This is a genomic window from Nocardia uniformis NBRC 13702 (genome assembly GCF_001613345.1).
Taxonomy (GTDB): Bacteria; Actinomycetota; Actinomycetes; order Mycobacteriales; family Mycobacteriaceae; genus Nocardia; species Nocardia uniformis.
In genome coordinates this window covers 1-24044 of the sequence record NZ_BDCE01000100.1, presented here as the reverse complement: position 1 = coordinate 24044, position 24044 = coordinate 1, and the positions used below count along the sequence as shown (strand labels likewise).

Below are 24044 nucleotides of genomic sequence, written 5' to 3'. Positions count from 1 at the left end.
CACCACCGAGACTCACCAGTAACCCTGACGAATGATGCAGCGGCGCAAGGCAGTACACGGTATCGCGGCGATCCAGGTCGGCCGCGGTCGCGGTACCGAAGGCCGACAGCGCCCAGCGGTGGTTGGTGACGTATTTGACGTCGAAGCGGTCGCCGGTACCGGTCACCAGAATGAACGCCAGCTCCCGTGCCCGGCCCGGGTTCGGCCGGTACCAGCCGGGCAGGGTCACCTTCGCCGGATCGATCTTCTCCATATCGACCACGTCGCCGCCGGGCGGGACATCCAAGCCACGGGATTCGCCGCCGCCGAGGACGAGGGTCCGCAGGCCGGTGGCGACCGCGGCGCGCAGGTTCTCGGGATCGGCGATCAGCAGTTTGGTATCGGTGAGCCTCACCGCCTGGGCGAGTTCGCTGCCCGGGGCGAGCAGTACCGCGACGGCACCCAGCCGCGAGAGCGCGGCAATGGCGACGAAGGCGCTGGGCCGGGTCTCCATCACCACGCCCACCCGCGTAGCGGGACGCACACCCACCGAAATGAGTCCGCGCACCACATTGTCGATGCGGGTGTTCACCGCCTCGTGGGTGTGCACCCGATCCTCGAACAGGAAGCATTCCCGCAGCGGCCCGCGGCGCGCCTGCTCGGCCATCAAGCTGCCCAGCGAGATTCGGGTATGCGGCTGGATCATGCCGAGCCGGGTCAGGCGCGGCAGCGCGCGCGCCGCCTCCCCCGTCAATTCCACCGAACCGCGCAGCGTGCCACCCGCGACCGCCTCGAGTGTCTTGCCGATACTGGTCCCGGCCTCGGCCAGGGTGGCCGCGGCGTGCACCATGCGGGTGAGGGTCGACCGCCGTCCGGTGTGCGCGACGTGTTCGACCATCGGCGCGATATCGTCGGGCAGTACGCCATTGCCGTTGGCCCACTGCACCCAGTCGCGCACCAGCGGCCAGGTTCGATTACTGGCCACACTGCCCGCGACCAGACCGAAGTGTCCGGCGACCACACTGGCCTCGTAGACCTCGGCGTTCGGCGCGGCGCGGACGATACCGCGCACGGCGGCGGGCTGGCCGATATCGTCGACCTCTCCGACGAAGGCCAGGATCGGGCACTTGATCTCCGCGAATGAGATGGGCTGGTCGCGGATGACGAAGCCACCCAGCATCATTCGATTGTGCTGGACGAACTGTTCGAGCAGATCGGTGAGCGCGGGCCCCGGGTAGCCGAGCCAGCCGTCACCCTCCAGGAAGCGGCGCTGCCGTTCCTTGGGCAGCAGCGCGTCGCGATTGTGCAGCTGGCGCAGGAAGTCCACCCGCGCCCGCGCCGTCTTGACCGGGTCGAGCGCCTGAAAACCCAGGCGCACCATGGAATCGGTAATGGGCAGTCGGTTGAGTACATGACCGGACAGGAATTCGGCGACGTCGGAGACCAGTCCGTGCGGCAGGCCCAGCGGCATACCCGCCACAATGTCGACCGGGCTGCCGAAGGTGACGATGCTCTCCACGCCCTTGCCGGAGCGGTAGGCGGTGGTCTGGTAGGCGAACATGCCGCCCTGGGAGTAACCCATGAGATGTACACCGCGACCGGTGATCTCATTGACAGTGTCGATGGCGCTGTTGACCGCGAGCACGTGGTCGGCCAGATCTCGTTGCCAACCACCCTCTTCCACAGCCGGGGAACCGAAATCCACCACCCAGCAGTCGATTCCGGCGGCGGTGAGAATGCCGACAGCCCCCTGGGCGGCATTCACATCCCACAGTTCGGCGCTGACCATGAGCGGCGGTACCAGCACCACGACCGGACGGCCCGGGGTGGTGTCGTCCGGGAAGTAATGGCGCAGCCGGTACATGCGTTTGCGCTCGACCACCTCGTACGGCGACGATTCGATATCGGAGGCCAGTCCCCCGAACCGGATCACCTCGAGTCCGTTCTGCGCGGTGGCGACCAACCGTTGCATCGGCCCCATTACGGACTTCGTACTGAATTTCACGACCACTCCCAGAAGTACCCTGCCATGTGACCTGCGTCACCCGCCCCAACGCGTTCAGATGAGCTTGCCACACGGCCAGCCTACTTCGCGGGGCTTGTGAGCAGCGCCATGCCCGGTCAGCGCGCGGTTTCGCGGCGCGGATTGCGAGCCGATCGCTATGGCGGAATTCAGAAAATATGCCACTCGGTATTCCTCTTACCGCTCGGAGAAAAATACCGATAGCCCCGATAGGAATGCGGGCACAGGAATCTTCATGCATTCCGCTGCGCCTCGCCCGGCCGACGTCTTACCATCGACGTGCTGGAACGCACTGTCGCGCACGCATTTTCACTCAACTTGACTGATAGCAGGCCCAAGACGCCTGCCGCATTGCCGTGGACGCCACCGGCCGCCATTAATGGCGGCAATTGAGGGTGAGGACTTCAGCATGACCATAGATATGCCCATCCAGACCGAGAACGGGACTCGGAAGAGCCTCAGCACCACCGCCGCGAGCCAACTGGCGCACACCACCAAATCCGAACCTCAGATGCAGGGCATCAGCTCCCGGTGGCTTACCCGGTCGCTGCCCTGGGTGCAGGTCAAGGGCGGTGTCTACCGGGTCAACCGGCGACTCACACATACCGTCGGCAATGGTGAGGTCGAATTCGTCATCGACGGTTCCAAGGCGCGCGTGATACCGCTGGAATTGACCGAATTGCCGCAATTGCACAATTTCGACGACGAAGAAATACTCGGCGCGATGGCCCGGCGCTTCGAACAACGCGATCTCCAACCCGGTACGGTCATCGCTGAATTCGGCAATCCCGTTGATCAACTGCTCCTCATCGTGCACGGCAAGATCGCCAAGATCGGCAACGGCGAGTACGGCGAGCAGACCAAACTCGGATTGCTCGCGGGCGGCGACTATTTCGGTGACGAGATGCTCACCGACTCGAATGCCATCTGGCCGGTCACCATCAAGACCGTCACCCCCACCACGATCCTGGTCCTGCCGCGCTCCGCACTGTCGGAACTGCTCGACAACGCGCCGAATCTGCGGGAGCGACTCGACGCCGTCGCCGCCGCGCCGAAACGGCCGCAGAACAAATACGGCGAAGCCGAGATCAAGGTCGCGTCCGGTCATTCCGGTGAGCCATTGCTCGACGGCACCTTCGTCGACTACGACTCCTCGCCACGCCAATACGAACTGAGTCTGGCGCAGACCGTACTGCGGGTGCACAGCCGAGTCGCCGATCTGTTCAACGATCCGATGGATCAGATCGAACAGCAGTTGCGGCTGACCATCGCGGCCCTCTACGAGCGCCGCGAAAACGATCTCGTGAACAATCCCGACTACGGACTGCTGCACAACTGCGATCTCAAGCAGCGCATCTACACCGAATCCGGGCCGCCGACGCCCGACGATATGGACGAGCTGCTGTGCATGCGGCGCAGTACCAAACTCTTCCTCGCCCATCCCAAGGCCATCGCGGCCTTCGGCCGGGAGTGCACCAAGCGCGGCATCTACCCGGACCCGGTGGAAGTCGACGGGCGCCGGATACCGTCCTGGCGCGGGGTACCGATCTTCCCGTGCGGCAAGCTCCCCATCAGCGAGAACCAGACCACCTCCATACTCGCCATGCGGACCGGAGAGAAGGATCAGGGCGTAGTCGGGTTGCACCAGACCGGAATTCCCGACGAGTACGAGCCCAGCCTGAATGTGCGGTTCAAGGGCATCGACGATCAGTCGATCATCTCCTACCTGGTCAGCTGCTACTACTCGGCGGCGGTACTGGTGCCCGATGCGCTCGGCGTTCTCGACAATGTGATGGTCGCCCGGCAGTCCGATTAGCCGGGGCGGCCCGGCCTGTCGCGCTACGCCTCCCCCGCACAGGTGGCGCGACAACGCGCCGAGAGCGCGGGCTGGTTCATCGCGCTGACCGCCGACGTCGAATGGCGGGCGGCCGGACGAATGCCGCCGGTATGGGAGTACCTCACCAATCCGCCGACCATACTCGCCGCTACCGGTTCGCCGGAGCTGCGGCGCTTCCTGGGTGGGCTTTGGGCATGGCCGGGCGGTAGTCGCGCCTGACCTGCCGACAGCCGTCGCTACAACGAAAGGGATTGAGAACCACCACTTTCCGCCGACGACAGTGTGATCCAGCGAGCGTTTCAGCACATAGCACCCATTCGAGAGGATGATCTGCCATGACCATGCTCCACCAGGACGCCAATCCGGCGCCCGACGCCGACGGCGCGAACCCGGTCCTGCGCACCGACTTTCAGAAGTCGGTAGCCGCGTACTGGAACAACAATCCCAATGACGACCGCGTCAATACCAAGCTGGGTGAGGTGGACGGACTCTTCCACCACCACTACGGCGTGGGCGAGCCGGACTGGTCGGTTATCGAGGGTCCAGAGGACACCCGCCAGGAACGGCTGGTCAAGGAGCTGCACCGCCTCGAAACCGCGCAGGCCGATATGCTGCTCGACCACCTCGGCGATATCGGTCCCGGCGATCGGCTCATGGATGGCGGATCCGGCCGCGGCGGTACCAGTTTCATGGCCAATCAGCGGTTCGGCTGCCATGTCGACGGGGTGACCATCTCCGAATACCAGGCCGGCTTCGCCAATGACCAGGCCCGGGAGCGCGGCGTCACCGACAAGGTGAACTTCCACTTCAAGAATATGCTCGACACCGGATTCGATGCCGGCTCCATGCGCGCCATCTGGACCAATGAGACCACCATGTACGTCGACCTGTTCGAGCTGTTCGCGGAATTCTCGCGACTGCTGCAGCCGGGCGGGCGCTACGTGGTTATCACCGGCTGCTCCAATGATGTGACCGGTGGCCGGTCGGCCTCGGTGAGCTGGATCGACGCGCACTACGGCTGCAATATCCATCCGCGCAGCGAGTACTTCAAGGCCCTCGCGGCCAATAATCTGGTGCCGATCACCGTCACCGACCTCACCCCCGCCACCATCCCCTACTGGGAGCTGCGTACCCATTCGGAGCTGGCCACAGGTGTCGAGAAGCCGTTCCTGACCTCGTACAAGGAGGGCAGCTTCCAGTACCTGATGATCGCCGCCGATAAGGTAGGTAGGTGACTCTCGACTCCACCGCTACCGGTTCGGCGACCGATCGCGAGGCCCTGCCCGTCGAGCTCGTCGACGAGCAGGGCCGGGCGGTCGGCGCCTGCCCGGTGGCGGATGCGCATACCGCGCCGGGCCGTCTGCACCGCGCGTTCTCGGTCATGCTGTTCGACCGGTCCGGGCGAATGCTCATGCAGCGGCGGGCCGCGGTGAAGACCCGCTTCCCGCTGCTGTGGACCAATACCTGCTGCGGGCATCCCGCGCCCGGCCAGGCCGTGGCTGACGCCGCGGCGGTCCGGCTGTGGGAGGAGTTCGGTGTGACGGCCGAGCTCACCGAGGTCGGCGAATTCCAGTATCGGGCCGCCGATCCGAGCACCGGCCGAGTCGAATACGAGTACGACCACGTGTTGATCGGCCTTCTGGAAGATACTGCCCCGCAACCGAATCCGGCCGAGATCGAGGATTTTTCCTGGGTGCGGCCGGATAAGCTGCGTACCGCTCTGGCCGACGCACCCGAGGCGCACACCCCCTGGCTGGCCCAGGTTCTCGAACTCGCCGAACGCGCCCTCCTCGACGGCGCCCGGTAGTCCGGCGACTCAGGACCGGGATCAGAGCATGGCGGCGTGCAGCCAGCCGGTGCCGGTCCTGACGCCGGGGCCCATACAGCCCATGACCATATCGGGGGTCAGCATTTCGTAGCCCGCGGTAATACGAACCCGGCCGCCGCGACCCCGGCCGTCGATGATCTCCAGATTCCCGACGGTGGGCTGCGACATGGTCACCGGCCACGGGCCGTGCACGGTGCTCACCTGACCGTTGTTCCAGGTAATGAGGACGGTAATGGGCCCGTCGGCCGGGCGCATACAGTCCGCCATGGCGTCGTGGACGCCGGTGAAGGTGCCGCCGGTAATGCCGGGCCAGCCGGTGCAGTCGCGTAGGGCGCCAACCGAGGTGAAGGTCATCGGCTTCGGCGTCATATCGATACCACCCTGTACCGCGGTCCAGCGGAAGTCACCGTTCGCGCAGGCGCCCGTGCTGGGCGGGGCGGCGGTCGCCGATGCGGCGACCAACCCATTGGCCACGATGAACGAGAAGGACAGGGCGATACCGAGCTTCCCGAATGTCATCACGGCCGCGACCCTAGCTGGGGAAATGCTCCTACCAGCGCATTTGTCTACTCTCCGTGTCTGCTGCGCGGACCTGACGAGGATTCGGCCTTTCGGCGGGCCGCCTCGAGGACACGCCACGAAACGCCGGTCGACAGCGCAGGCCAGAATCACCCCGGCATGTCATCCCGCAGGAGGGTTGGCCGATCGCGATCAGGCGTCGAGCAGCCAGTCATTGGGGGCGAACAGTTCGAAATGCACACGGCTGGCCGGGATTCCAGCGGCGAGTAGCTGAGCGCGCACCGACTGCAGGAAGCTGGAGCCGCCGCAGAGATAGTAGTCGGCATGCTCCGGCAGTTCTACCCGCGAGAGGTCGAGGAGGCCGTGGTTCTCGTCGCGATACCAGGCGCGGAAGTAGGCATCGTGCAGGTTGCGCAGCAGTCCATGGATCCGGTCGTGCAGGGGGTGTGCGGCGGCGGAGCGGTCGGCGTGCAGGACCATGGTGCGCCGGTGCGGAGTATTGGCCGCCAAATATTCCAGAATCCCGACCATCGGGGTGACTCCGACACCGGCGGAGAGCAGTACCAGCGGCGTGGTCGCGGCGGTGTCGATGGTGAGATCGCCGAAGGGCAGGGTGATTTCGAGGCGGTCGCCCACCGCGACGGTGTCGTGCAGCCAGGTCGAGACCTCACCGGCGGGTGCGTTTGCCGCGGCCTCGACAACGCGGGCGGTGAAGGCGAATCGGCCACTGCCCGAGGCGTTGACGAGGCTGTATTGCCGAAGCTGGCGCGCACCGTCCGGGAGATCCGCGCCGACCGAAATGTACTGGCCGGGAAGGAATTCCGGCAGTGGCCGTAGCGGGTCGGCGGATTCGATGACGAAAGTGACCGCGCCCGCCGGATCTTCGAGGCGTTCGACTACCCGGGTCTGCCGGAATACGTCACCGGGCTGGACTCCGGCGGCGTCGTAGAGGCCCTGTTCGAAATCGATGAGAGTGGTTGCCATGAGCCAGTAGACGCGATCCCAGGCGGCGGCGACCTCCGCGGTCACCACATCCGCGCCGAGCACCTCGACAATGGCGGCGAACAGGTGCTCGTGCACGATGCGGTATTCGGCGGCGGTGACGCCGAGTGAGGCGTGCTTGTGCCCGATCCGGGAGAGCAGCTCACGTGGATGCGGTAGGGCCGGGTCGACCAGGTGGGTGGCGAAGGTGGCGATGGAGGCGGCCAGGGCGCGCTGCTGGGCGCCTTGCGCCTGATTGCCGCGATTGAAGCGATCACGAATGAGGTCCGGGTGGGCGGTGAAGAGTCCGCGGTAGAAGACCGGGGTGATCTCGTCGATCCGAGCGCCGATCAGTGGCAGGGTGGCCCGGACTGTCGCCGCGTATTCGGGCTCCAGCTCCGGGATGGTGTCCAGGGCGGGGTCGGTCGCGATCGTCATAGCTGCTCCTAATTGTCGTGCGGGAGGGTTGGTGCGGCGGCCGACAGATGCAGCAGCTCGACAGTTCGCTGTGTCACCAGATCGGCGAGGGTGTAGTTGTCCAGTTCCCGATAGAAGGCTTCTTGCGCGTCCCGGAGAACGCGGCGCAAACGGCAATTACCGGCCAGCGGGCATGGATGTTCACCGGCGCACTCGACGACTTCGGCAGCACCGTCGAGAGCGCGGACCAGATTTCCGACGGTGGCGGTGCGGCCCTTCTCGGTAAGGAAGATGCCGCCGGAACGGCCGCGATACGAGGCGACGAAGCCCAATTCGACGAGCCGCGACACCGCCTTGGCCACATAGTTCTCCGACGCATTGACTTGTCTCGCAACACGTTTGACTGTGACCCGGGCGTCGGCTTCACTGCTGACCGCGAGCCGCATCATGGCACGCAGTCCGAGGTCGGTGAACCGGGAGAGGTGCATGACTTCACCGTACGTAATTGCGACACAAAAAAGCCTATTCGAGGGCTGTGCCCTTTAATACGCGACGCTGTGCTGATTATGTAAGCCGGGCCACAGTGGTTATAGGTGCCGAATTAATTGTCGCGCAATTAATTGGATATCGACGCCGGTGAGTGTCGGTCGGCTGTGTCCTAACCTGCGAACGGGCCGGGCGGCTGGCACGATGGCGGCCATGGATCTGGTCAGTCTGGAACGCATCGAGGCCGCTGCGAAACTTGTCGGCCCGGTGGTACGGCGAACGCCCGTCGTGTCATCGCGGGTGCTGTCGGAGCGCACGGGCAGCGAGGTTCGGCTCAAATGCGAGAACCTGCAGCGCACCGGATCGTTCAAACCGCGCGGCGCGTACAACCGCATCGGCAATCTGCCCGAGGCCGACCGGACCCGGGGCGTGGTCGCGGCCAGCGCGGGCAATCACGCGCAGGGTGTGGCCTGGGCGGCGTCCTCACTGGGTATCGACTCGACGGTCTTCATGCCGATCGGGGCATCGCTGCCGAAGCTGGCGGCCACCAAGGCCTACGGGGCGACGGTGCACCAGGTCGGCCACACCATTGACGAAGCACTCACCGCGGCAATGGAATTCGCCGCTCAGACCGGGGCCACCCTCATCCATCCGTTCGACCATCCCGATATCGTGGCCGGGCAGGCGACGGTGGCGCTGGAGATCCTCGACCAATTTCCGGATGTCGGCACGGTGGTGGTGCCGACCGGCGGCGGTGGCCTGCTCGCGGGCATCGCGGTGGCACTGCACCACCTCGCGCCGCGGGTACGCGTTATCGGAGTGCAGGCCGCCGACGCCGCCGCCTGGCCCGGTTCGCTGGCGGTCGGCAAGCCGGTTCCCCTCGACCGGATGGCGACCATGGCCGACGGTATTGCCGTGGGGCTTCCGGGCGTGGTCCCGTTCGCCCATGTGACCGCACACAGTCCGACCATCGTCACCGTGGACGAGGACGCTCTGTCGCGTGCCCTACTGCTGTGCCTGGAGCGGGCGAAGCTGCTGGTGGAGCCGGCCGGAGCGGCAGCGGTCGCCGCGCTCATGACCTGTCTCCCAGCAGATCTCGACCTGCGCGGCCCGGTGTGCGCGGTCCTGTCCGGCGGCAATATCGACCCGATCCTGCTGACCCGCGTCGTCGGCCACGGCCTCAGTGCGGCGGGCCGCTACCTCGCCCTGCGCGTCACCATCTCCGATCGTCCCGGCAGCCTCGGCACCCTGCTCAGCGAGGTCGGTCGCACCGGCGCCAGCGTCCTCGATGTAGTCCACTCCCGGACGGGCGCATGGCTGGAGGTCGATGAGGTCGAGGTCGCGCTCACGCTGGAAACCCGGGGGCCCACCCACCGCGAAGATGTGCTCACCGCTCTCCGCGACGCGGATTACGCGGTGCGGGTACAGGATTAGGGGTGCGGGATCATCCCGGCGAAGCCGTGTCGGCCACCATCAGTGCGCCCCACCCAATTCCAGCGCCAACACTCCCGCGATAACCAGGCCGATCCCGCCGACCTGCACCAACGTCAGTTTCTCGTCCAGGAACAGCACCCCGATAACGGCCACCGCCACCACACCGACCGCCGACCAGATCCCGTACGCGACGCCCACCTGCATGCCTCGCTTCAATGCCTGCGACAGGCAGTAGAACGCCACGCCGTACCCGAGCACCACCACGACCGACGGTGTGAGCTTGGTGAACCCCTCGGATAGTTTCAGCGACACCGTGGCGGTCACTTCCGAGGCGATGGCTAGCGCCAGAAACAGCAGAGTCATGGCCGGAGGATATCGAGCCGCAAGCTGGTGTGCGGCGGCCCCACCTGCGTCCGGCGAATCGGTGAAACCGCCTGAGCGGTCACACATCGAGGTGGGATATCGGATGCTGTCGGCGAGGCGCGCAGAGCGACTGCGTAGGCCGAAAACTCCGGTCAGGCGATCCAGGTGCGCTGCGCGGCGGCGGTGGCGCGGACTTCCTCCAGCTGGCTGGCGACCTGGGTTCCGGCGGTACCGCCACGGGCATTGCGGGATGCGATGGAGCCCCCGACCGTCAGGACTTCGCGGACCTGCGGGGTCAGCGCGGGGTCGACGGCGGCGAATTCCTCGTCGGTGAGCTCATCCAGGCCGACGCCCCGTGCTTCGGCGACCTTGACACAGCCACCGGCCGCCTCATGCGCTACCCGGAACGGGACACCCTGGCGGACCAGCCATTCGGCGATATCGGTGGCGAGGGTGAAGCCCGCGGGGGCGAGTTCGGCCATGCGATCGGGGTGGAAGGTGAGGGTGGAGACCAGGCCCGCGATGGCGGGCAGTAGAAGTTCGAGCTGGGCGACCGAGTCGAAGACGGGTTCTTTGTCTTCCTGCAGGTCGCGGTTGTAGGCGAGGGGCTGCGCCTTGAGGGTGGCGAGCAGGCCGGTGAGGTTGCCGATGAGGCGGCCCGCTTTGCCGCGGGTGAGTTCGGAGACGTCGGGGTTCTTCTTCTGCGGCATGATCGAGGAGCCGGTGGACCAGGCGTCGGCGAGGGTGATGTAACCGAATTCCGGTGTGCTCCAGATGATGACCTCCTCGGCCATGCGGGAGAGGTCGACGGCGATCATGGCGAATACGAAGGCCGCTTCCGCCGCGAAGTCCCGAGAGGAGGTGGCGTCGATGGAATTCGCGGCCGATGCGTCGAAATTCAGTTCGGCGGCAATGGCTTCCGGGTCCAGGCCCAGCGAAGAACCCGCGAGTGCGCCGGAACCGTAGGGGGATACCGCGGCGCGCTTGTCGAAGTCGCGCAGGCGCTCGATATCGCGCAGCAGCGGATGCGCGTGCGCGAGGAGATGGTGGGCCAGCAGTACCGGCTGCGCGGCCTGCAAGTGGGTCTTGCCGGGCATGACCGCATCCGGATGCGCGGCGGCCTGCGCGACGAGCGCGTCGACCACTTCCAGTACCCCGAAGGCCACGCGCCGCGCGGCATCGCGCAACCACATGCGGAACAGGGTCGCGACCTGGTCATTGCGGGAGCGGCCCGCGCGCAACCGTCCGCCGAGTTCGGTGCCGACCCGCTCGATCAGCCCGCGCTCCAGCGCGCCGTGCACATCCTCATCGGATTCGGCGGGCCCGAAGGCACCCGAATCCACGTCCGCCGCAAGCTGATCCAGCCCGATGAGCATGGCGGCGAGATCGGTCTCCGACAGCAGCCCGGCCTTGTGCAGCACGCGCGCATGGGCTTTCGACGCGCGCACATCGTACGGCGCGAGCACCCAGTCGAAGTGGGTCGATTTGCTCAGCGCCGCCATGGCCGCCGCCGGTCCGGATTCGAAGCGACCACCCCAGAGCGCGCCCTCATTGGTGCCGTGCTGCTCCGTCATGGATGGTGTCTCCTGTTCGCTGTTGTCCGGCCGATCACGCGACCGTGGAATTCGATATCGATCGCAGCCTATCCGGGTGCCGCACGGCCCTGAGACAGGCACGGCGGCTCTCGCCCCGCCATCGCATCCGGATACACCGGCGCGTCCAGGGCGGCATAGCGGAGGGCGGTCGGGCCGCAGCGGCGCGAGGCCCGACCTCGCACACGAGTTCGCGCCCACCCCGCGTTGGCGCGAACTCGGCGTCGCTCTCCTACTTCTTGAGGTCCCGACGTGCCGCCACCTTGGACGACAGGCCGTGGATCTGCACGAAGCCCTTGGCCAGGGACTGGTCGAAGGTATCGCCCGCGTCGTAGGTGGCCAGGTTGAAGTCGTAGAGCGACTCGTCGGAGCGACGGCCGTTGACGACCACGCTGCCGCCGTGCAGGACCATCCGGACATCGCCGGTGACGTGCTGCTGGGTTTCGGCGACGAAGGCGTCCAGGGCCCGCTTCAGCGGCGAGAACCACAGGCCGTCGTACACCAGCTCGCCCCAGCGCTGCTCGACCTGCCGCTTGTAGCGACCGAGCTCGCGCTCGACGGTGACGGCTTCCATTTCCTGGTGCGCGGTGATCAGCGCGATGGCGCCGGGGGCCTCGTAGATCTCACGGCTCTTGATGCCTACCAGGCGGTCCTCGACCATGTCGAGGCGACCGACGCCCTGGCGTCCGGCCCGCTGATTGAGTTCGGTGATGGCCTCGAACATGGAGACCGGGCGGCCGTCGATGGCCACCGGAATGCCCTTGTCGAAGGTGACGATCAGTTCGTCGGGCGCTTCGAAGTTCACGGTCGGGTCGACGGTGTAGTCGTAGACGTCCTTGGTCGGCGCGTTCCACAGATCCTCGAGGAAGCCGGTTTCGACCGCGCGGCCCCACAGGTTCTGGTCGACGGAGAACGGCGACTTCTTGGAGACATTGATGGGCAGGTTGTTCTCACCGGCGAACTCGATGGCCTTCTCACGGGTCCACGCGTAGTCGCGGACCGGCGCGATGACATTCAGATCGGGTGCGAGCGCGCCGATGCCGACCTCGAACCGCACCTGGTCATTGCCCTTACCGGTGCAGCCGTGCGACACGGTGTCGGCGCCGTGGTATTCGGCGGCCTCGACGAGGTGCTTGACGATCAGCGGCCGGGAGATGGCCGAGACCAGCGGGTACTTGCCCATGTACATCGCGTTCGCCTGAATGGTGGGCAAGCAGTACTCGTTGGCGAACTCGTCACGAGCGTCCACCACAATGGATTCGACGGCACCGCAGTCGAGCGCGCGCTGGCGGACATCGTTCATGTCCTCGCCACCCTGGCCGAGATCGATCGCCACGGCAATCACCTCGGCCCCGGTCTCCTTGCCGATCCAGCTGATGGCGACAGAGGTGTCAAGCCCGCCGGAGTAGGCGAGTACGACGCGCTTGGTCATATTCGGTGTGCTCCTCGATTGTTCGTATAGGTCGTGCCGTCCCGGCCGCGATCTCGTCCGGCGCAGTGCACCGCGGCCCGCGCCGCCGTCCTGCAAATGATTATGCACGATGATGCAATCCCATGCATAACCGGGGTCCCTGGATGGCGCGGACCGGCGTGTTCGCCTACTGCCGCGATCAGGCGGCGACGGTCGATCGGAGCACGACGCTACGTCGCGACGACACCTGACCGCCGCGTCGCGATGTGCCGCAGCGCATCCGTCAGCGCTTTCTCGACCCGGCCCATCTGGGTGCGGCTGTGGTCGGCGGTGTCGCATTCGACCTGCACCGTGAGTCGGCCATCCAGGGTGAAGATGGTCAGCTTGGGCGGCATCCCCGGACCCATGACGCCGACGAGCACGCCATGGCGATCGCGGTGGCCGCCGTCAAGGCCATTCCCTACGGGCTCGTCCGCGAGTACATCGCGGCGGCCGCACCGATTCCGGACTGGGTCGACGACATCACCGCCACCGCGGCGGCCGCCGTTGTCCACGAGTTACGTCCGGCGCGCACCGGCGGTTAGATCTGCCGGTACCGGATGAGGACGGCACCGGACCGAAATTCATCGCGCCACAGCGGAAATGGGCGCGCGAGGCTCAGCAAGGAAGCCAGCAAGGCGGTGCCGATGTACACCGGCAACCGGCAGTGCGGGCGGAGTCGCCCGGCTCGGTGTGTCAGCCGAAGCTGACGCGGTCGAGCCAGAACTCGAATAGTTCGCGGTCGCCGAGGATTTCGATATTCGCCTCGGCGAGGGGGCGGCGACGGTAGATGACCAGTAGGAGTTCGGTGAGTGGCCCGTTGATGGTGACGGCGGCGTCTTCGGCGGCGCGACGCCAAGTGATGACATCGCCAGTGAGGTCGATAGCCCAGTCCGCGTGTTGGTCCGGCAAGCCGTCGGTGGCGTGGAAGTGCAGAGTGCGGCCGGGGCCGAGGAGTTCGCGGGTGCGCGGGTGGTGTTCGAACATGACGGGCAGCGAACCGAGTTCGAGCCATTCGTCGATGGCGTCGGCCGCCACCTCCGCATCGACCGCGTAGTCCTTGCCCAGTGCCAGGGTGGCATCGGCGCGATGCACCACCACCTCATTGGCGAATCGGCGGGCGTAGAAATCGGAGGTGGGCATGGTCGGGACCGGCGTCCACAGTGGCAGTCCTTCGCCGGCCGCGGCCAGCGCTCCGGCGAGTTGCGCGGCACCGACACCCAGCCAGAAATCCAGCTCGACGGGCTCTTCGTTCACATAGAGGGACAGATCGCGGAATTCGAGTTCGTCGTCCGGCAACGGTTCTTGCACGCGCCGCTGCACGGCCGCCGCGGCCCACCGCTGCCCACCACCGATATGACGTGCCAACTGACCGACGTTCCAGCCCGGACAGGTCGGCACCGCGGTCGTGAGATCCGCGCCGTCGATCACCGCCCGCAGTTGGTCGGTCTGGTTCGTGATCTCCATGCAGTACCGATCGAACGGCAGCGCCATAGAGCAACGTTGACATCCTCTCCGGTCTGAAGGCCGGAGATTCCTACCAGCGCCCTCGCGGGCACTCTCGGTGGGTTCCTGTTTCACAGGGACTCGCTTTCCGCTAGGCGGAAAGACTTACGGTCTCTCCGCAGGCGTTTAACCTCTCCGCCCGTCCGGCGGCGAGGATATTGTTGGCGGCGTTGACATCCCGGTCCAGGACCGCGCCACACCTCGGACACGTCCATATCCGCACCGAGAGCGGTTTCGGGCCGTCGCGGTGTCCGCACGGGTGGCAGATCTGCGACGACGGGTAAAACCGGTCCACCTTGCCAAAATACCGCCCGAACCGGGCCGCCTTCTCCTGCAACATGCGGGTGAACATGCCCCACCCGGCGTCGTGCACCGATTTCGCCAACCGGGTACGCGCCAAACTCTTCACGCACAGGTCCTCGACGTACACCGCTTGGTTCTCGCCGATGATGGCCGTGGAGTGTTTGTGCGCCCAGTCGCGGCGCGTGTCGGCTACGCGAGCGTGGGCTTTCGCGACCCGGACCCGGGCTTTCACCCGGTTGCGGCTGCCCTTCTGCTTGCGTGAAAGTGCTTGCTGTGCTTTGCGTAACCGCCGTTCGGCCCGACGCAGGAACCGGGGCGAGGCGATCGTTTTCCCGTCCGACAGGACCGCGAACGTGCTCAGCCCGAGATCGATACCGACCTCGGTGTCGAGCTCCGGGAGATGTTCGGTGTCCACCTGAACGACGAACGATGCGAAGTACCGGCCGCTCGCATCCTTGATCACCGTCACCGACGAAGGCTCCGACGGAAGTTCGCGCGACCACCGGACCGCGATGTCCCCAATTCTCGGGAGCCGCAGTTTCCGGCCGGCGGTCACCGTGAATCGGGCGTTGCGCGTGAATCGGATCGACTGACGATTGTCCTTGCGGGACCGGAATCTCGGTGGTGCGACCTTGCCACCCTTGCGATTGCCGGTGACGGAGGCAAAGAAGTTGCGGTACGCGGTGTTCAGGTCCGCGAGGGCCTGCTGAAGCACCACCGACGATACCTCGCCCAGCCACGCCCGCTCCGGAACCTGCTTGGCCCGGGTCAGCCGTCTCGACAGTTCACTCTCGCTGAGCTTGTGCCCTGCCTCGAACGCTTCCTGGCGTGCCCACAGGGCATCGTTGAACACCACACGGGCGCAGCCGAAGGCCTTCGCCAACGACACCTGTTGTCCCACTGTGGGATACAGGCGGAAGTTATATCGAAGCTGCACCCCCTGACAATATCATTGGTTTATGACCGAAGATGGCGATATCCGCACTGGCAGGCATTGTGTTTTCGTGTTGCACGCACATTTGGTTTTCGTCACTAAATATCGGCATCGCGTGTTCACCGAGCGGCATCTGACGCGGTTGGAACAGATCATGCGCAGCGTCTGCGAGGACTTCGAGGTGGAGTTGGTCGAGTTCAACGGTGCACATGACCACGTGCACCTGCTGGTGAACTTTCCCCCGACAGTCGCGCTGTCCAAGCTCGTCAACTCGCTCAAGGGGGTCTCGTCGCGTCGACTACGCCAAGAGTTCCCGACCTGACCCGACACTACTGGCGAGCGCAACGACTCTGGTCGGGTTCCTACTTCGCCGGATCGGTCGGCGGGGCACCGATTTCGGTGCTGCGCCAGTACATCGAGTCCCAAGCCCGGCCCGTTTAGGGCACGCTCGGGCCGTGGCGGCCCTCCCGCGTGGGCCTTCACCACCGCCCTGAAGGGCGGCGCACTGGCCCACACGCGGTAGCGAACACCACGATCAGGTGTGGACACCATGCGAGACCGAGTTTCAGGCCAGCTGTTCGATCTTCGCGGCGAGTTCGGCCCCGGTCATGGGTTCGCGGGCGATGACGGCGATGGTGTCGTCACCGGCGATGGTGCCGACGATTTCCGGCAGGGCGGCGCGGTCGAGGGCGCTGGCCAGGAAATGGGCCGCGCCGGGCGGGGTGCGCAGCACGGCGATATTGCCGCTGGCGTCGGTGGAAACCAGGAGGTCGCCGAGTAATTTCGACAGCCGCTCGGTGCCGCCGGTGACCCCGCGCACGGGATTGCCGTCCTCGGGCACCACGTAGACGCCCGCGCCGCCATCGGGGGCACGCAGCTTCACGGCGCCGAGTTCATCCAGGTCCCGCGAGAGGGTGGCCTGGGTGGTCTCGATGCCCTCGGCCGACAGCAGTGTGGCCAGTTCGGTCTGACTGCGCACCTCGTGCTTGGTCAGGATCGCGATAATGAGCGCCTGCCGCCCGGCCCGGGTGCGGGCAACGGCCGCACCCGTTCTGCCGGATGCGGCCGATCGTCGCTCACTCATTTCGCACCGCCTCGTATTTCTCCAGCAGCCAGACCAGTAGCGCCTTCTGGGCGTGCAGGCGGTTCTCGGCCTCGTCCCAGACCACGCTGTGCGGACCGTCGAGGACCTCGTCGGTGATCTCCTCGCCACGATGCGCCGGAAGGCAGTGCAGCACAGTGACATCGGGGGCGGCGCGGGAGAGCAGCGCACTGTTCACCTGGAAGGGGCGGAAGGGCGCGACGCGGTCGAGGCCGTCGTTCTCCTGACCCATGGACATCCAGGTGTCGGTGACCAGGGCATCGGCCCCTTCGGCCGCGGCAAGCGGATCATTGGTGAAGGCGATCTTGGCACCGGTCTCGGCCGCGCGGACGCGCGCCAATTCCACGATCCACGGCAGCGGTTCGAAACCCTCGGGCGCGGCGATGGTGATGTTGAGTCCCGCGGTGACGCCGCCGAGCAGCAGCGAATGCGCCATATTGTTCGCGCCGTCGCCCAGGTAGGTGAGGTTGCGGCCGCCGAGGTCGCCCTTGCGTTCCTTCAGGGTCTGCAGATCCGCCAGCACCTGACACGGATGGAATTCGTTCGACAGCGCATTCACCACGGGAACCGTTGCAGCGGAAGCCATTTCATCCAGCCGCGCCTGCCCGAAGGTGCGCCACACAATGGCGTCCACGTACCGCGACAGCACCCGGCCGGTATCGGCGAGGGTTTCCTCGCGCCCCAACTGGGTGTCGCGGCCGTCCACCACCACCGCGTGTCCGCCGAGCTGCGCGATACCCATTTCGAAGGAGAAACGGGTGCGGGTGGAGTTCTTCTCGAACATGACAGCGACGCCGCGCGGACCCGCGAGGGGTTTGCGGGACTGCGGATCCCGCTTCAGTTCCGCGGCGATCGCCAGGATTTCGGCCTGTTCGGCCGCCGTCACATCATCGTCTTTGAGGAAGTGTCGAATGGTCACTTGTCGGTCCCCTTCTCCGCCGCCGCCTGCGCCGCGTCGAGAATGCTCGGCAGATCGGATAGGAAATTATCGGCCTGGGTCTCGGTGAGTACGTATGGTGGCGCGAGTCGAATCACATTGGGCTGGTTCGGATTCAGCAAGTATCCGGCGTCGCGGGCGGCCTCGTCGATCTGACCCGCGACATTGGCGGTGAGCTGGATGCCGATGAGTAAACCCGCGCCGCGCACATGGTCGATGAGCGGGTGACCGATATCCTCGATGCCGTCGACGAGCCGCTTGCCGAGGGTTTCGATATGGCCGAGCAGATTCTCCTCGTCGATGGTGCGCAGCACCGCCAGAGCGGCCGCGGCACAGACCGGGTTACCGCCGAAGGTGGTGCCGTGCAGCCCCGGGGTGAGCAGATCGGCGGCCGCGCCCTGGGCGAGTACCGCACCGATGGGCAGTCCGCCGCCGAGGCCCTTGGCCAGGGTGATCACATCGGGAACGACGCCCGCCGCCTGGTGGGCGTAGAAGTGTCCGGTGCGGCCGATACCGGTCTGCACCTCGTCGAGAATCAGCAGTGCGCCTTGCTGTTTGGTGATGGCGCGCGCCTTGGCCAGATAGTCGGCCGGAGGTACGACCACACCGCCCTCACCCATGATCGGTTCGAGGAAGACCGCGGCGGTATCGGTGTCTACGGCGTCGGCCAGGGCCAGCACATCGCCGTAGGGCACATGCACCACGCCGCCCGGCATCGGTTCGAACGGTGCCCGCTTGGACGGCTGGCCGGTCAGGGCCAGGGCGCCCATGGTCCGGCCGTGGAACGCGCCCTCGCAGGCGACGATCCTGCGCTTACCGGTCAGCCGCGCGATCTTGAACGCCGCCTCGTTGGCCTCGGTACCGGAGTTGCAGAAGAACGCCCGCCCGTGCCCGTCGCCGAACTGCGCGAGCAGTTTCTCCGCGAGTTCCAGAACCGGTTCGCTGGCATAGAGATTCGAGACGTGTCCGAGGGTGCCGAGCTGCTGGGTGACCGCCTCGAGGATGGCCGGGTGGGCATGACCGAGGCTATTGACGGCGATACCGCCGAGGAAGTCCACATAGCGCTTGCCGTCGGCGTCGTAGAGCACCGCGCCCGCGCCGCGCACCAGCGCCACCTTCGGGGTGCCGTAGTTGTTCATCAGCGTGGTCGACCACCGCTGCTGAATGTCGGCCGTGTTGGTCATACGTACTCCTGAGCGGGGGTGACCATCGTGCCGATGCCCTCCCCGGTGAATAGTTCGAGCAGGACCGAATGCGGTACCCGGCCGTCGATCACATGCGCGGTGGGTACGCCGCCGAGGACGGCGCGCAGGCAGGCTTCCATCTTGGGCACCATGCCCGCATCCAGGCCGGGCAGCAACTTCTCGAGTTCGTCGCTCGCTATGCGGGTGGTCAGCGAGGAGCGGTCGGGCCAATCGGTGTACAGGCCTTCGACATCGGTGAGCACCACCAGTTTTTCCGCACCGATGCCCTGGGCGAGCGCGGCGGCGGCGGTATCGGCATTGATGTTGTGCACCACCCCGTTCACGTCGGGGGCGATGGTGGACACCACCGGGATCCGGCCCGCGCCGATAATATCCAGTACCGCTTCGGGATTCACCGAGGTGACATCGCCGACCAGGCCGATATCGGTGTCGATACCGTCCACGGAGACGGTGCGCCGGGTGGCGGTGAACAGGTGCGCGTCCTCACCGGAGATGCCGACCGCGTACGGGCCGTGGGCGTTGATCAGCCCGACGAGTTCACGACCGACCTGACCGAAGAGCACCATGCGCACGATATCCATCACCTCGGGCGTGGTCACCCGGAAGCCGCCGCGGAATTCCCCCCGCAGGCCGAGCCGGTTCAGCATGGCGCTGATCTGCGGGCCACCGCCGTGTACCACCACGGGGTGCACGCCGACGGTGCGCAGGAAGGCCATATCGGCGGCGAAGGCCCGCTTGAGTTCGTCGTCGATCATGGCATTGCCGCCGTATTTGACGACCACGATCTTGTCGCGGAACTTCTGCAGCCAGGGCAGCGCGTCGGCGAGGACGTGAGCCTTGTCGAGGGCCGAAAGCTGTTCGTGCAGTGGGCTCATGAGCTGTACGCCGAGTTCTCTTCGACGTAGCCGTGCGAGAGGTCGGTGGTGCGGATGGTGGCCGCGCCGTCGCCCAGGCCGAGTTCGACCACCACATCGATATCCGCACCGGAGAGGTCCACCTCGCGCGCGCCGGGTGCGCCGGTGCCGTTGACGCACACCGGGTTTCCATTGAAGGACACCGAAATGCGGTTGGGATCGAGCTCGATGGGCGCGATACCGATGGCGGCCAGCACCCGGCCCCAGTTCGGGTCGGAACCGAAGAGCGCCGTCTTGACCAGGCTGTCGCGGGCAATGGCGCGCGCGCCGATGAGTGCTTCGTCCTCGCTGACCGCACCGGTGACGGTGACCAGTACGCGTTTGGTGACGCCCTCGGCGTCGGCCATCAGCTGGTGGGCGAGATCGTCACACACGGCGAGGACCGCGGCATTGAGATCTTCCTGCGACGGCGTGACCTCGCTCGCGCCATTGGCCAGTAGCAGCACGGTGTCATTGGTGGAGCAGGAGCCGTCCACGTCGAGCCGGTCGAAGGTGCGGCCGGTGGCATTGCGCAGCGCCTCGTCCAACTGGGCGGGGGTGGCCAGGGCATCGGTGGTGAGCACCACGAGCATGGTGGCGAGCGACGGCGCGAGCATGCCCGCGCCCTTGGCCATGCCACCGACATTCCACTTGTCCCTGTGGTGGAACGCGGCCTCTTTCGGCACGGTATCGGTGGTCATGATGGCCCGCGCGGCGTCGGCGCCGCCGGAGAGCCCGCCACCCATCTCGTGCACGATTTCGGTGACGGCCGGAATGACTTTATCCATGGGCAGCCGGTCGCCGATGAGACCCGTTGAGCAGACCGCGATCTCGCCCGCGCCGGTTTCGGTGCCCCAGTTGCTCAGGGCCTTCGCGAGTTCCTCGGCGGTGGCGTGGGTGTCCTGGAAACCACCCGGACCGGTACAGGCGTTGGCGCCACCGGAATTGAGAATGACCGCCCGCAGTCGTCCGCCGGTGAGCACCTGCTGCGACCACAGCACCGGTGCGGCCTTCACCTTATTGCGGGTGAAGACGCCCGCCGCGGCGTATTCGGGACCTTCGCTGAATACCAGCGCCAGATCCGGTTTACCGCTGACCTTGATACCCGCCGCGATACCCGCCGCCCGGAAGCCCAGCGGCGCGGTGACGCCCTGGGTCCGCACCAGCTTGCCGCTCTCGTTGTCGAATGTCGTCACGGTGCCACTCCTACGGTGGAAAGTCCTGCGGTCTCGTCGAATCCGACGGCCAGATTCATCGATTGCACCGCCGCCCCGGCGGTGCCCTTGGTCAGATTGTCGATAGCGCCGATCACCACGAGCAGCCCCGCGTCGGCATCCACGGCTACCTGCAGGGTGACGCTGTTGGACCCCAGCACCGAACCGGTCTGCGGCAGGCGACCTTCCGGCAGCAGATGCACGAAAGGTTCGTCGGCATAGGCTTTTTCGTATACGGCGCGGGCCTGCTCGGCATCGACCTTCACCGGGGCGGTGCAGGTCGCGAGAATGCCGCGCGGCATGGGCGCGAGGATCGGGGTGAAGGAGACGGTGACGTCGGTGCCCCCGGCGGCCTTCAGGTTCTGCGTGATCTCCGGGGTATGCCGGTGCGCGCCCGCGATGTTGTAGGCCCGCGCGGAGCCCATGACCTCGGAACCGAGCAGCCCGACATCGAGCTTGCGCCCCGCACCCGAGGTGCCGGTCACCGCGACCACATTCACGGTCGGCTCGATAATCCCGGCGGCGACGGCCGGAGCCAGCGCCAGACTCGCCACGGTCGGGTAGCAACCCGGTACGGCGATCCGGGTGGCCCCGCGCAGCCGCTCCCGGCCGCCGGGCAGCTCGGGCAGACCGTAGGGCCAGCTGCCCGCATGCGGGCTGCCGTAGTACTTCTCCCACGCGGCGGCATCGGTCAGCCGGAAGTCGGCACCGCAGTCGATAATGATCGTTGTTTCCGGCAGTTGCTGGGCGAGAGCCGCCGACTGCCCGTGCGGCAGCCCGAGGAAGACCACGTCGTGGCCCGCCAATTGTTCGACGGTGGTGGTGGATAGCACCCGGTCCGCGAGCGGCAGCAGATGCGGCTGATGTTCGGCGAGGGTGGTGCCCGCGTTGGACCCGGCGGTCAGCGCCCCGATCTCGAGGCGCCCGGCTCGGTACTCCGGATGCCCGAGCAGCAGTCGCAGCACTTCGCCGCCCGCATACCCGCTCGCACCAGCAACCGCGACCCTTACCGTGGGCCCAACCGAGGTATCCACCATGTGATGATTATGCACGAACGTGCAAGCTCATTCACCAGCAGGTCGGATCGGATGGCAGCAACCGCGGGCGCGAATATGTCCGGGTTCGCCGATCAGGGCTGGAACAGCAGTAACGGCACGTGCATCTCGGCCGAGGTCAGCGACCCGTGATGCCCCGCGAAGCTGGATTGGAGCGGCTCTACCGCCGAGCGCACGATGCCGCCACGATTGCGCGCTACCACCACGAGGTCGCCTATACGGGCGAGGCTTTCGGGCGATACCTCCGGGCCGAACCAGCCCCGCCCGACCGCGTCCTCGCGGAGTACGACGTCGAAGCGGTCACCGAGCAGTTCGGTCCAGGCGGCTTCGACCTCCTTGGCGGCGCCCTCCACGGTGTAGACGTGCCGGGCCCGGGGCTCACCGCCGAGGTCCACGACGCCGTCGGCCAGGGCGGGATCGGTATCGAAGTCGATTCTCTCGTCGAGTTCCACCATGCCGTGATCGGCGGTGACCAGTAGTGCGCCATCCGCGGGCAGTCGTTCGGCGATGGCCTGGGCCGCCCGGTCCACATTCGACAGTTCCAGCTGCCACGCCTGTGATCCGGGACCTCGCACATGTCCGGTCGTATCCAGATCCGCGTGATAGGCGTAGACCAGCGACCGATCCCCCTGCCGCAGCGAGGTGACCGCCCCGTCCACCAAATCGCCCATCGAGACATCGAACCGGAAATCACTACCCCGGAACGCCGCCCGGGTGAGACCCGATCCGCCCTGGAATACCGGCCCGACCTGGGTTACCGCCACGCCATCGGCGGCGGCCCGCTCGAATACCGTCGACCTCGGCTGAAACTCCTCCGGCACCAACTCTTTCAGTAGATCGACTTTCGGCCCCGCCCCGAACAGCCGCCACTTCAGCGGACTCATCAATCGCTCATGCCCCGGCACCCGCAGCAGATACCCGACCATGCCGTGCTCCCCCGGCGGCACCCCCACTCCGAGCGAGGTCAGGCTGGTCGTTGTCGTGGTCGGAAACCCGGCCGTCAGGGTCCGGGGATCCGCGCTGGCCAAGAACGGGGCAGCCCCGGCGTATTCGGCCAATTGCTCGGCCCCGAGCCCGTCCACCAGCAGCACACACACCCGCCGCGCCGACAATCCCAGCTTCAACCGATCGACCTCCCCCGGCACGCCGAGACCGGCAAGGAGCGAGGGAAAGAGGTCGGACAGCGATTCCTGTCCGTAGCGCGGCACCGTGAACACGTTTCCACTATCCCAAGATCAATGGGGTGCCGCCCGTTCTCGGCGAAATCCACCACAATCGGCCGACGCCGTTGCCGCCGCTACCTGACCAAGCGGTTGATAGGGTGAGTACCGACAGGGGGCGCACATGAGGTGGACAGGTGGCAAACAAGAACCCCGAAACTCCGCAGCTGACTCTCAGCGGCCGGTTCAACCACTACTCGAGCACCTATATCGGCGGCGTGGCGCGCTTCTACGCCCGGTTGCACAGCAGGCTCTACGCGCGCTTCGGCGGCACGCGATTCACCAAGCTACAGGGCAAGCCGGTCTTCCGATTGACAGTCGTGGGCCGCAAATCCGGCGAGCCGCGCCCGGTCATGCTCATGCTGGTCCGCGATGGCGATGACCTGCTGGTGTGCGGATCCAATGGCGGACATCCCGGCACACCCAACTGGTGGCGGAACCTGATCGCCGCGCCGACCGCGCACGTGCAGGTCGGCAAGGAGAGCTGGCCGGTGGACGTGCGGGTCGTCGAGGATGCGACCGAGTACGAAAAACATTGGCGCACTTTGGTTGCCGGATACCCGGACTTCGAGACCTATCGGGCGTTGAGCCCACGGGAATTCCCGATCGCCGTATTGAGCCGCGCCGGTAAGTGAGCGGTGCCACCGGTTGCCGAGGTTGAACGCACGATATCGGCGCAGCCACCCCGTCACCCCGGCACGCCCACCCCGTCACCCCGGCACGTCCACCCCGCCATCCCGGCACGCCCACCCCATCATCCCGGCAC

Annotated in this window: 23 protein-coding genes and 1 pseudogene; 8 read left to right on the top strand and 16 right to left on the bottom strand. The window is 66.4% G+C overall.

The genetic code is table 11. The features are described 5' to 3' along the window. The coding region (locus NU1_RS35420; RefSeq protein WP_245720457.1) for an AMP-binding protein at positions 1-1960 on the bottom strand (1960 nt) is incomplete at its 3' end. A gap of 451 nt (positions 1961-2411) precedes the next feature. Here NU1_RS35420 and NU1_RS35415 point away from each other — a divergent pair. The 4 genes from NU1_RS35415 to idi all read left to right on the top strand — a co-directional run bounded on the left by NU1_RS35415 (position 2412) and on the right by idi (position 5646). Continuing rightward, entirely contained in the window at positions 2412-3818 is a 1407-nt protein-coding gene (locus NU1_RS35415; RefSeq protein ID WP_067528454.1) for a family 2B encapsulin nanocompartment shell protein, read from the top strand. Positions 3819-3860: 42 nt separating this feature from the next. Further along, positions 3861-4058 carry a hypothetical protein gene (locus NU1_RS35410; RefSeq protein ID WP_067528445.1) on the top strand — a complete coding sequence of 66 codons (198 nt, stop codon included), beginning with the start codon at positions 3861-3863 and terminating at the stop codon, positions 4056-4058. Positions 4059-4174: 116 nt separating this feature from the next. Further along, the gene (locus tag NU1_RS35405) at positions 4175-5074 is read left to right on the top strand and encodes a geranyl diphosphate 2-C-methyltransferase (RefSeq protein ID WP_067528442.1); all 900 of its coding nucleotides are present in this window, start codon (positions 4175-4177) and stop codon (positions 5072-5074) included. Next, positions 5071-5646 carry an isopentenyl-diphosphate Delta-isomerase gene (idi, locus tag NU1_RS35400; protein WP_245720456.1) on the top strand — a complete coding sequence of 192 codons (576 nt, stop codon included), beginning with the start codon at positions 5071-5073 and terminating at the stop codon, positions 5644-5646. The genes NU1_RS35405 and idi overlap by 4 nt, the downstream gene beginning before the upstream one ends. Positions 5647-5667: 21 nt before the next feature. Here idi and NU1_RS35395 read toward each other — a convergent pair whose 3' ends face one another. From NU1_RS35395 to NU1_RS35385, 3 genes are all read right to left on the bottom strand, one after another. Next, on the bottom strand, positions 5668-6189 hold the full coding sequence (locus tag NU1_RS35395; RefSeq protein ID WP_157553453.1) for a hypothetical protein: 522 nt from the start codon (positions 6187-6189) through the stop codon (positions 5668-5670). 189 nt (positions 6190-6378) lie between these two features. Next, on the bottom strand, positions 6379-7605 hold the full coding sequence (locus tag NU1_RS35390) for a globin domain-containing protein (RefSeq protein WP_067528436.1): 1227 nt from the start codon (positions 7603-7605) through the stop codon (positions 6379-6381). Positions 7606-7613: 8 nt separating this feature from the next. Then, positions 7614-8072, bottom strand: a complete 459-nt coding sequence (locus NU1_RS35385) for an RrF2 family transcriptional regulator (protein WP_067528434.1) — start codon at positions 8070-8072, stop codon at positions 7614-7616. 211 nt (positions 8073-8283) lie between these two features. On the opposite strand from NU1_RS35385, the gene ilvA reads away from it, so the two are divergent. Then, the gene (gene ilvA / locus NU1_RS35380; RefSeq protein WP_371859867.1) at positions 8284-9504 is read left to right on the top strand and encodes a threonine ammonia-lyase; all 1221 of its coding nucleotides are present in this window, start codon (positions 8284-8286) and stop codon (positions 9502-9504) included. A 39-nt stretch (positions 9505-9543) separates the two neighbouring features. On the opposite strand, the gene NU1_RS35375 is transcribed toward ilvA, so the two are convergent. From NU1_RS35375 to NU1_RS35365, 3 genes are all read right to left on the bottom strand, one after another. Next, complete coding sequence (locus NU1_RS35375) at positions 9544-9867, bottom strand: DMT family transporter (protein ID WP_067528430.1); 324 nt, start codon at positions 9865-9867, stop codon at positions 9544-9546. A 152-nt stretch (positions 9868-10019) separates the two neighbouring features. Next, complete coding sequence (gene argH / locus NU1_RS35370) at positions 10020-11441, bottom strand: argininosuccinate lyase (RefSeq protein ID WP_067528428.1); 1422 nt, start codon at positions 11439-11441, stop codon at positions 10020-10022. A 250-nt stretch (positions 11442-11691) separates the two neighbouring features. Next, on the bottom strand, positions 11692-12891 hold the full coding sequence (locus NU1_RS35365; protein ID WP_067528427.1) for an argininosuccinate synthase: 1200 nt from the start codon (positions 12889-12891) through the stop codon (positions 11692-11694). 245 nt (positions 12892-13136) lie between these two features. On the opposite strand from NU1_RS35365, the gene NU1_RS43605 reads away from it, so the two are divergent. Continuing rightward, positions 13137-13454 carry a hypothetical protein gene (locus NU1_RS43605; RefSeq protein WP_245720455.1) on the top strand — a complete coding sequence of 106 codons (318 nt, stop codon included), beginning with the start codon at positions 13137-13139 and terminating at the stop codon, positions 13452-13454. Between the two features lie 151 nt (positions 13455-13605). Here the strand turns inward: NU1_RS43605 and NU1_RS35355 are convergent, their stop codons facing one another. Together NU1_RS35355 and NU1_RS35350 are read right to left on the bottom strand one after the other, a co-directional pair. Beyond that, positions 13606-14403: a maleylpyruvate isomerase family mycothiol-dependent enzyme gene (locus NU1_RS35355; protein WP_067528423.1), complete on the bottom strand. Its 798-nt coding sequence runs from the start codon at positions 14401-14403 to the stop codon at positions 13606-13608. Positions 14404-14506: 103 nt separating this feature from the next. After that, complete coding sequence (locus NU1_RS35350; protein WP_067528421.1) at positions 14507-15655, bottom strand: RNA-guided endonuclease InsQ/TnpB family protein; 1149 nt, start codon at positions 15653-15655, stop codon at positions 14507-14509. A 22-nt stretch (positions 15656-15677) separates the two neighbouring features. Here NU1_RS35350 and tnpA point away from each other — a divergent pair. Next, a pseudogene (tnpA, locus tag NU1_RS35345) lies at positions 15678-16093 on the top strand (IS200/IS605 family transposase). 124 nt (positions 16094-16217) lie between these two features. Here the strand turns inward: tnpA and NU1_RS35340 are convergent. The 7 genes from NU1_RS35340 to NU1_RS35310 all read right to left on the bottom strand — a co-directional run bounded on the left by NU1_RS35340 (position 16218) and on the right by NU1_RS35310 (position 23275). Continuing rightward, positions 16218-16736 (bottom strand): arginine repressor, encoded by a 519-nt coding sequence (locus NU1_RS35340; protein WP_067528419.1) that lies wholly within the window; start codon positions 16734-16736, stop codon positions 16218-16220. After that, positions 16729-17673, bottom strand: a complete 945-nt coding sequence (gene argF / locus NU1_RS35335) for an ornithine carbamoyltransferase (protein WP_067528417.1) — start codon at positions 17671-17673, stop codon at positions 16729-16731. Before argF ends, NU1_RS35340 begins: the two co-directional genes overlap by 8 nt. Beyond that, positions 17670-18875: an acetylornithine transaminase gene (locus NU1_RS35330; RefSeq protein WP_067528415.1), complete on the bottom strand. Its 1206-nt coding sequence runs from the start codon at positions 18873-18875 to the stop codon at positions 17670-17672. The genes argF and NU1_RS35330 overlap by 4 nt, the downstream gene beginning before the upstream one ends. Beyond that, entirely contained in the window at positions 18872-19771 is a 900-nt protein-coding gene (gene argB, locus NU1_RS35325; RefSeq protein WP_067528413.1) for an acetylglutamate kinase, read from the bottom strand. The genes NU1_RS35330 and argB overlap by 4 nt, the downstream gene beginning before the upstream one ends. After that, entirely contained in the window at positions 19768-20985 is a 1218-nt protein-coding gene (argJ, locus tag NU1_RS35320; protein WP_067528411.1) for a bifunctional glutamate N-acetyltransferase/amino-acid acetyltransferase ArgJ, read from the bottom strand. Before argJ ends, argB begins: the two co-directional genes overlap by 4 nt. Then, positions 20982-22040 carry an N-acetyl-gamma-glutamyl-phosphate reductase gene (argC, locus tag NU1_RS35315; RefSeq protein WP_067528409.1) on the bottom strand — a complete coding sequence of 353 codons (1059 nt, stop codon included), beginning with the start codon at positions 22038-22040 and terminating at the stop codon, positions 20982-20984. The genes argJ and argC overlap by 4 nt, the downstream gene beginning before the upstream one ends. A gap of 92 nt (positions 22041-22132) precedes the next feature. Beyond that, the gene (locus tag NU1_RS35310; protein WP_067528407.1) at positions 22133-23275 is read right to left on the bottom strand and encodes an alkaline phosphatase family protein; all 1143 of its coding nucleotides are present in this window, start codon (positions 23273-23275) and stop codon (positions 22133-22135) included. Positions 23276-23415: 140 nt separating this feature from the next. On the opposite strand from NU1_RS35310, the gene NU1_RS35305 reads away from it, so the two are divergent. Beyond that, positions 23416-23913: a nitroreductase/quinone reductase family protein gene (locus NU1_RS35305; protein WP_084522108.1), complete on the top strand. Its 498-nt coding sequence runs from the start codon at positions 23416-23418 to the stop codon at positions 23911-23913. Positions 23914-24044 lie beyond the last annotated feature (131 nt).

Bases quoted from the DNA above. Each gene is read 5' to 3' on its own strand.
- NU1_RS35415 (WP_067528454.1), top strand. From the start codon at position 2,412: ATGACCATAGATATGCCCATCCAGACCGAGAACGGGACTCGGAAGAGC.
- NU1_RS35405 (WP_067528442.1), top strand. From the start codon at position 4,175: ATGACCATGCTCCACCAGGACGCCAATCCGGCGCCCGACGCCGACGGC.
- NU1_RS35390 (WP_067528436.1), bottom strand. From the start codon at position 7,605: ATGACGATCGCGACCGACCCCGCCCTGGACACCATCCCGGAGCTGGAG.
- NU1_RS35385 (WP_067528434.1), bottom strand. From the start codon at position 8,072: ATGCACCTCTCCCGGTTCACCGACCTCGGACTGCGTGCCATGATGCGG.
- ilvA (WP_371859867.1), top strand. From the start codon at position 8,284: ATGGATCTGGTCAGTCTGGAACGCATCGAGGCCGCTGCGAAACTTGTC.
- NU1_RS35375 (WP_067528430.1), bottom strand. From the start codon at position 9,867: ATGACTCTGCTGTTTCTGGCGCTAGCCATCGCCTCGGAAGTGACCGCC.
- argH (WP_067528428.1), bottom strand. From the start codon at position 11,441: ATGACGGAGCAGCACGGCACCAATGAGGGCGCGCTCTGGGGTGGTCGC.
- NU1_RS35365 (WP_067528427.1), bottom strand. From the start codon at position 12,891: ATGACCAAGCGCGTCGTACTCGCCTACTCCGGCGGGCTTGACACCTCT.
- NU1_RS35355 (WP_067528423.1), bottom strand. From the start codon at position 14,403: ATGGCGCTGCCGTTCGATCGGTACTGCATGGAGATCACGAACCAGACC.
- NU1_RS35340 (WP_067528419.1), bottom strand. From the start codon at position 16,736: ATGAGTGAGCGACGATCGGCCGCATCCGGCAGAACGGGTGCGGCCGTT.
- NU1_RS35330 (WP_067528415.1), bottom strand. From the start codon at position 18,875: ATGACCAACACGGCCGACATTCAGCAGCGGTGGTCGACCACGCTGATG.
- argB (WP_067528413.1), bottom strand. From the start codon at position 19,771: ATGAGCCCACTGCACGAACAGCTTTCGGCCCTCGACAAGGCTCACGTC.
- argC (WP_067528409.1), bottom strand. From the start codon at position 22,040: ATGGTGGATACCTCGGTTGGGCCCACGGTAAGGGTCGCGGTTGCTGGT.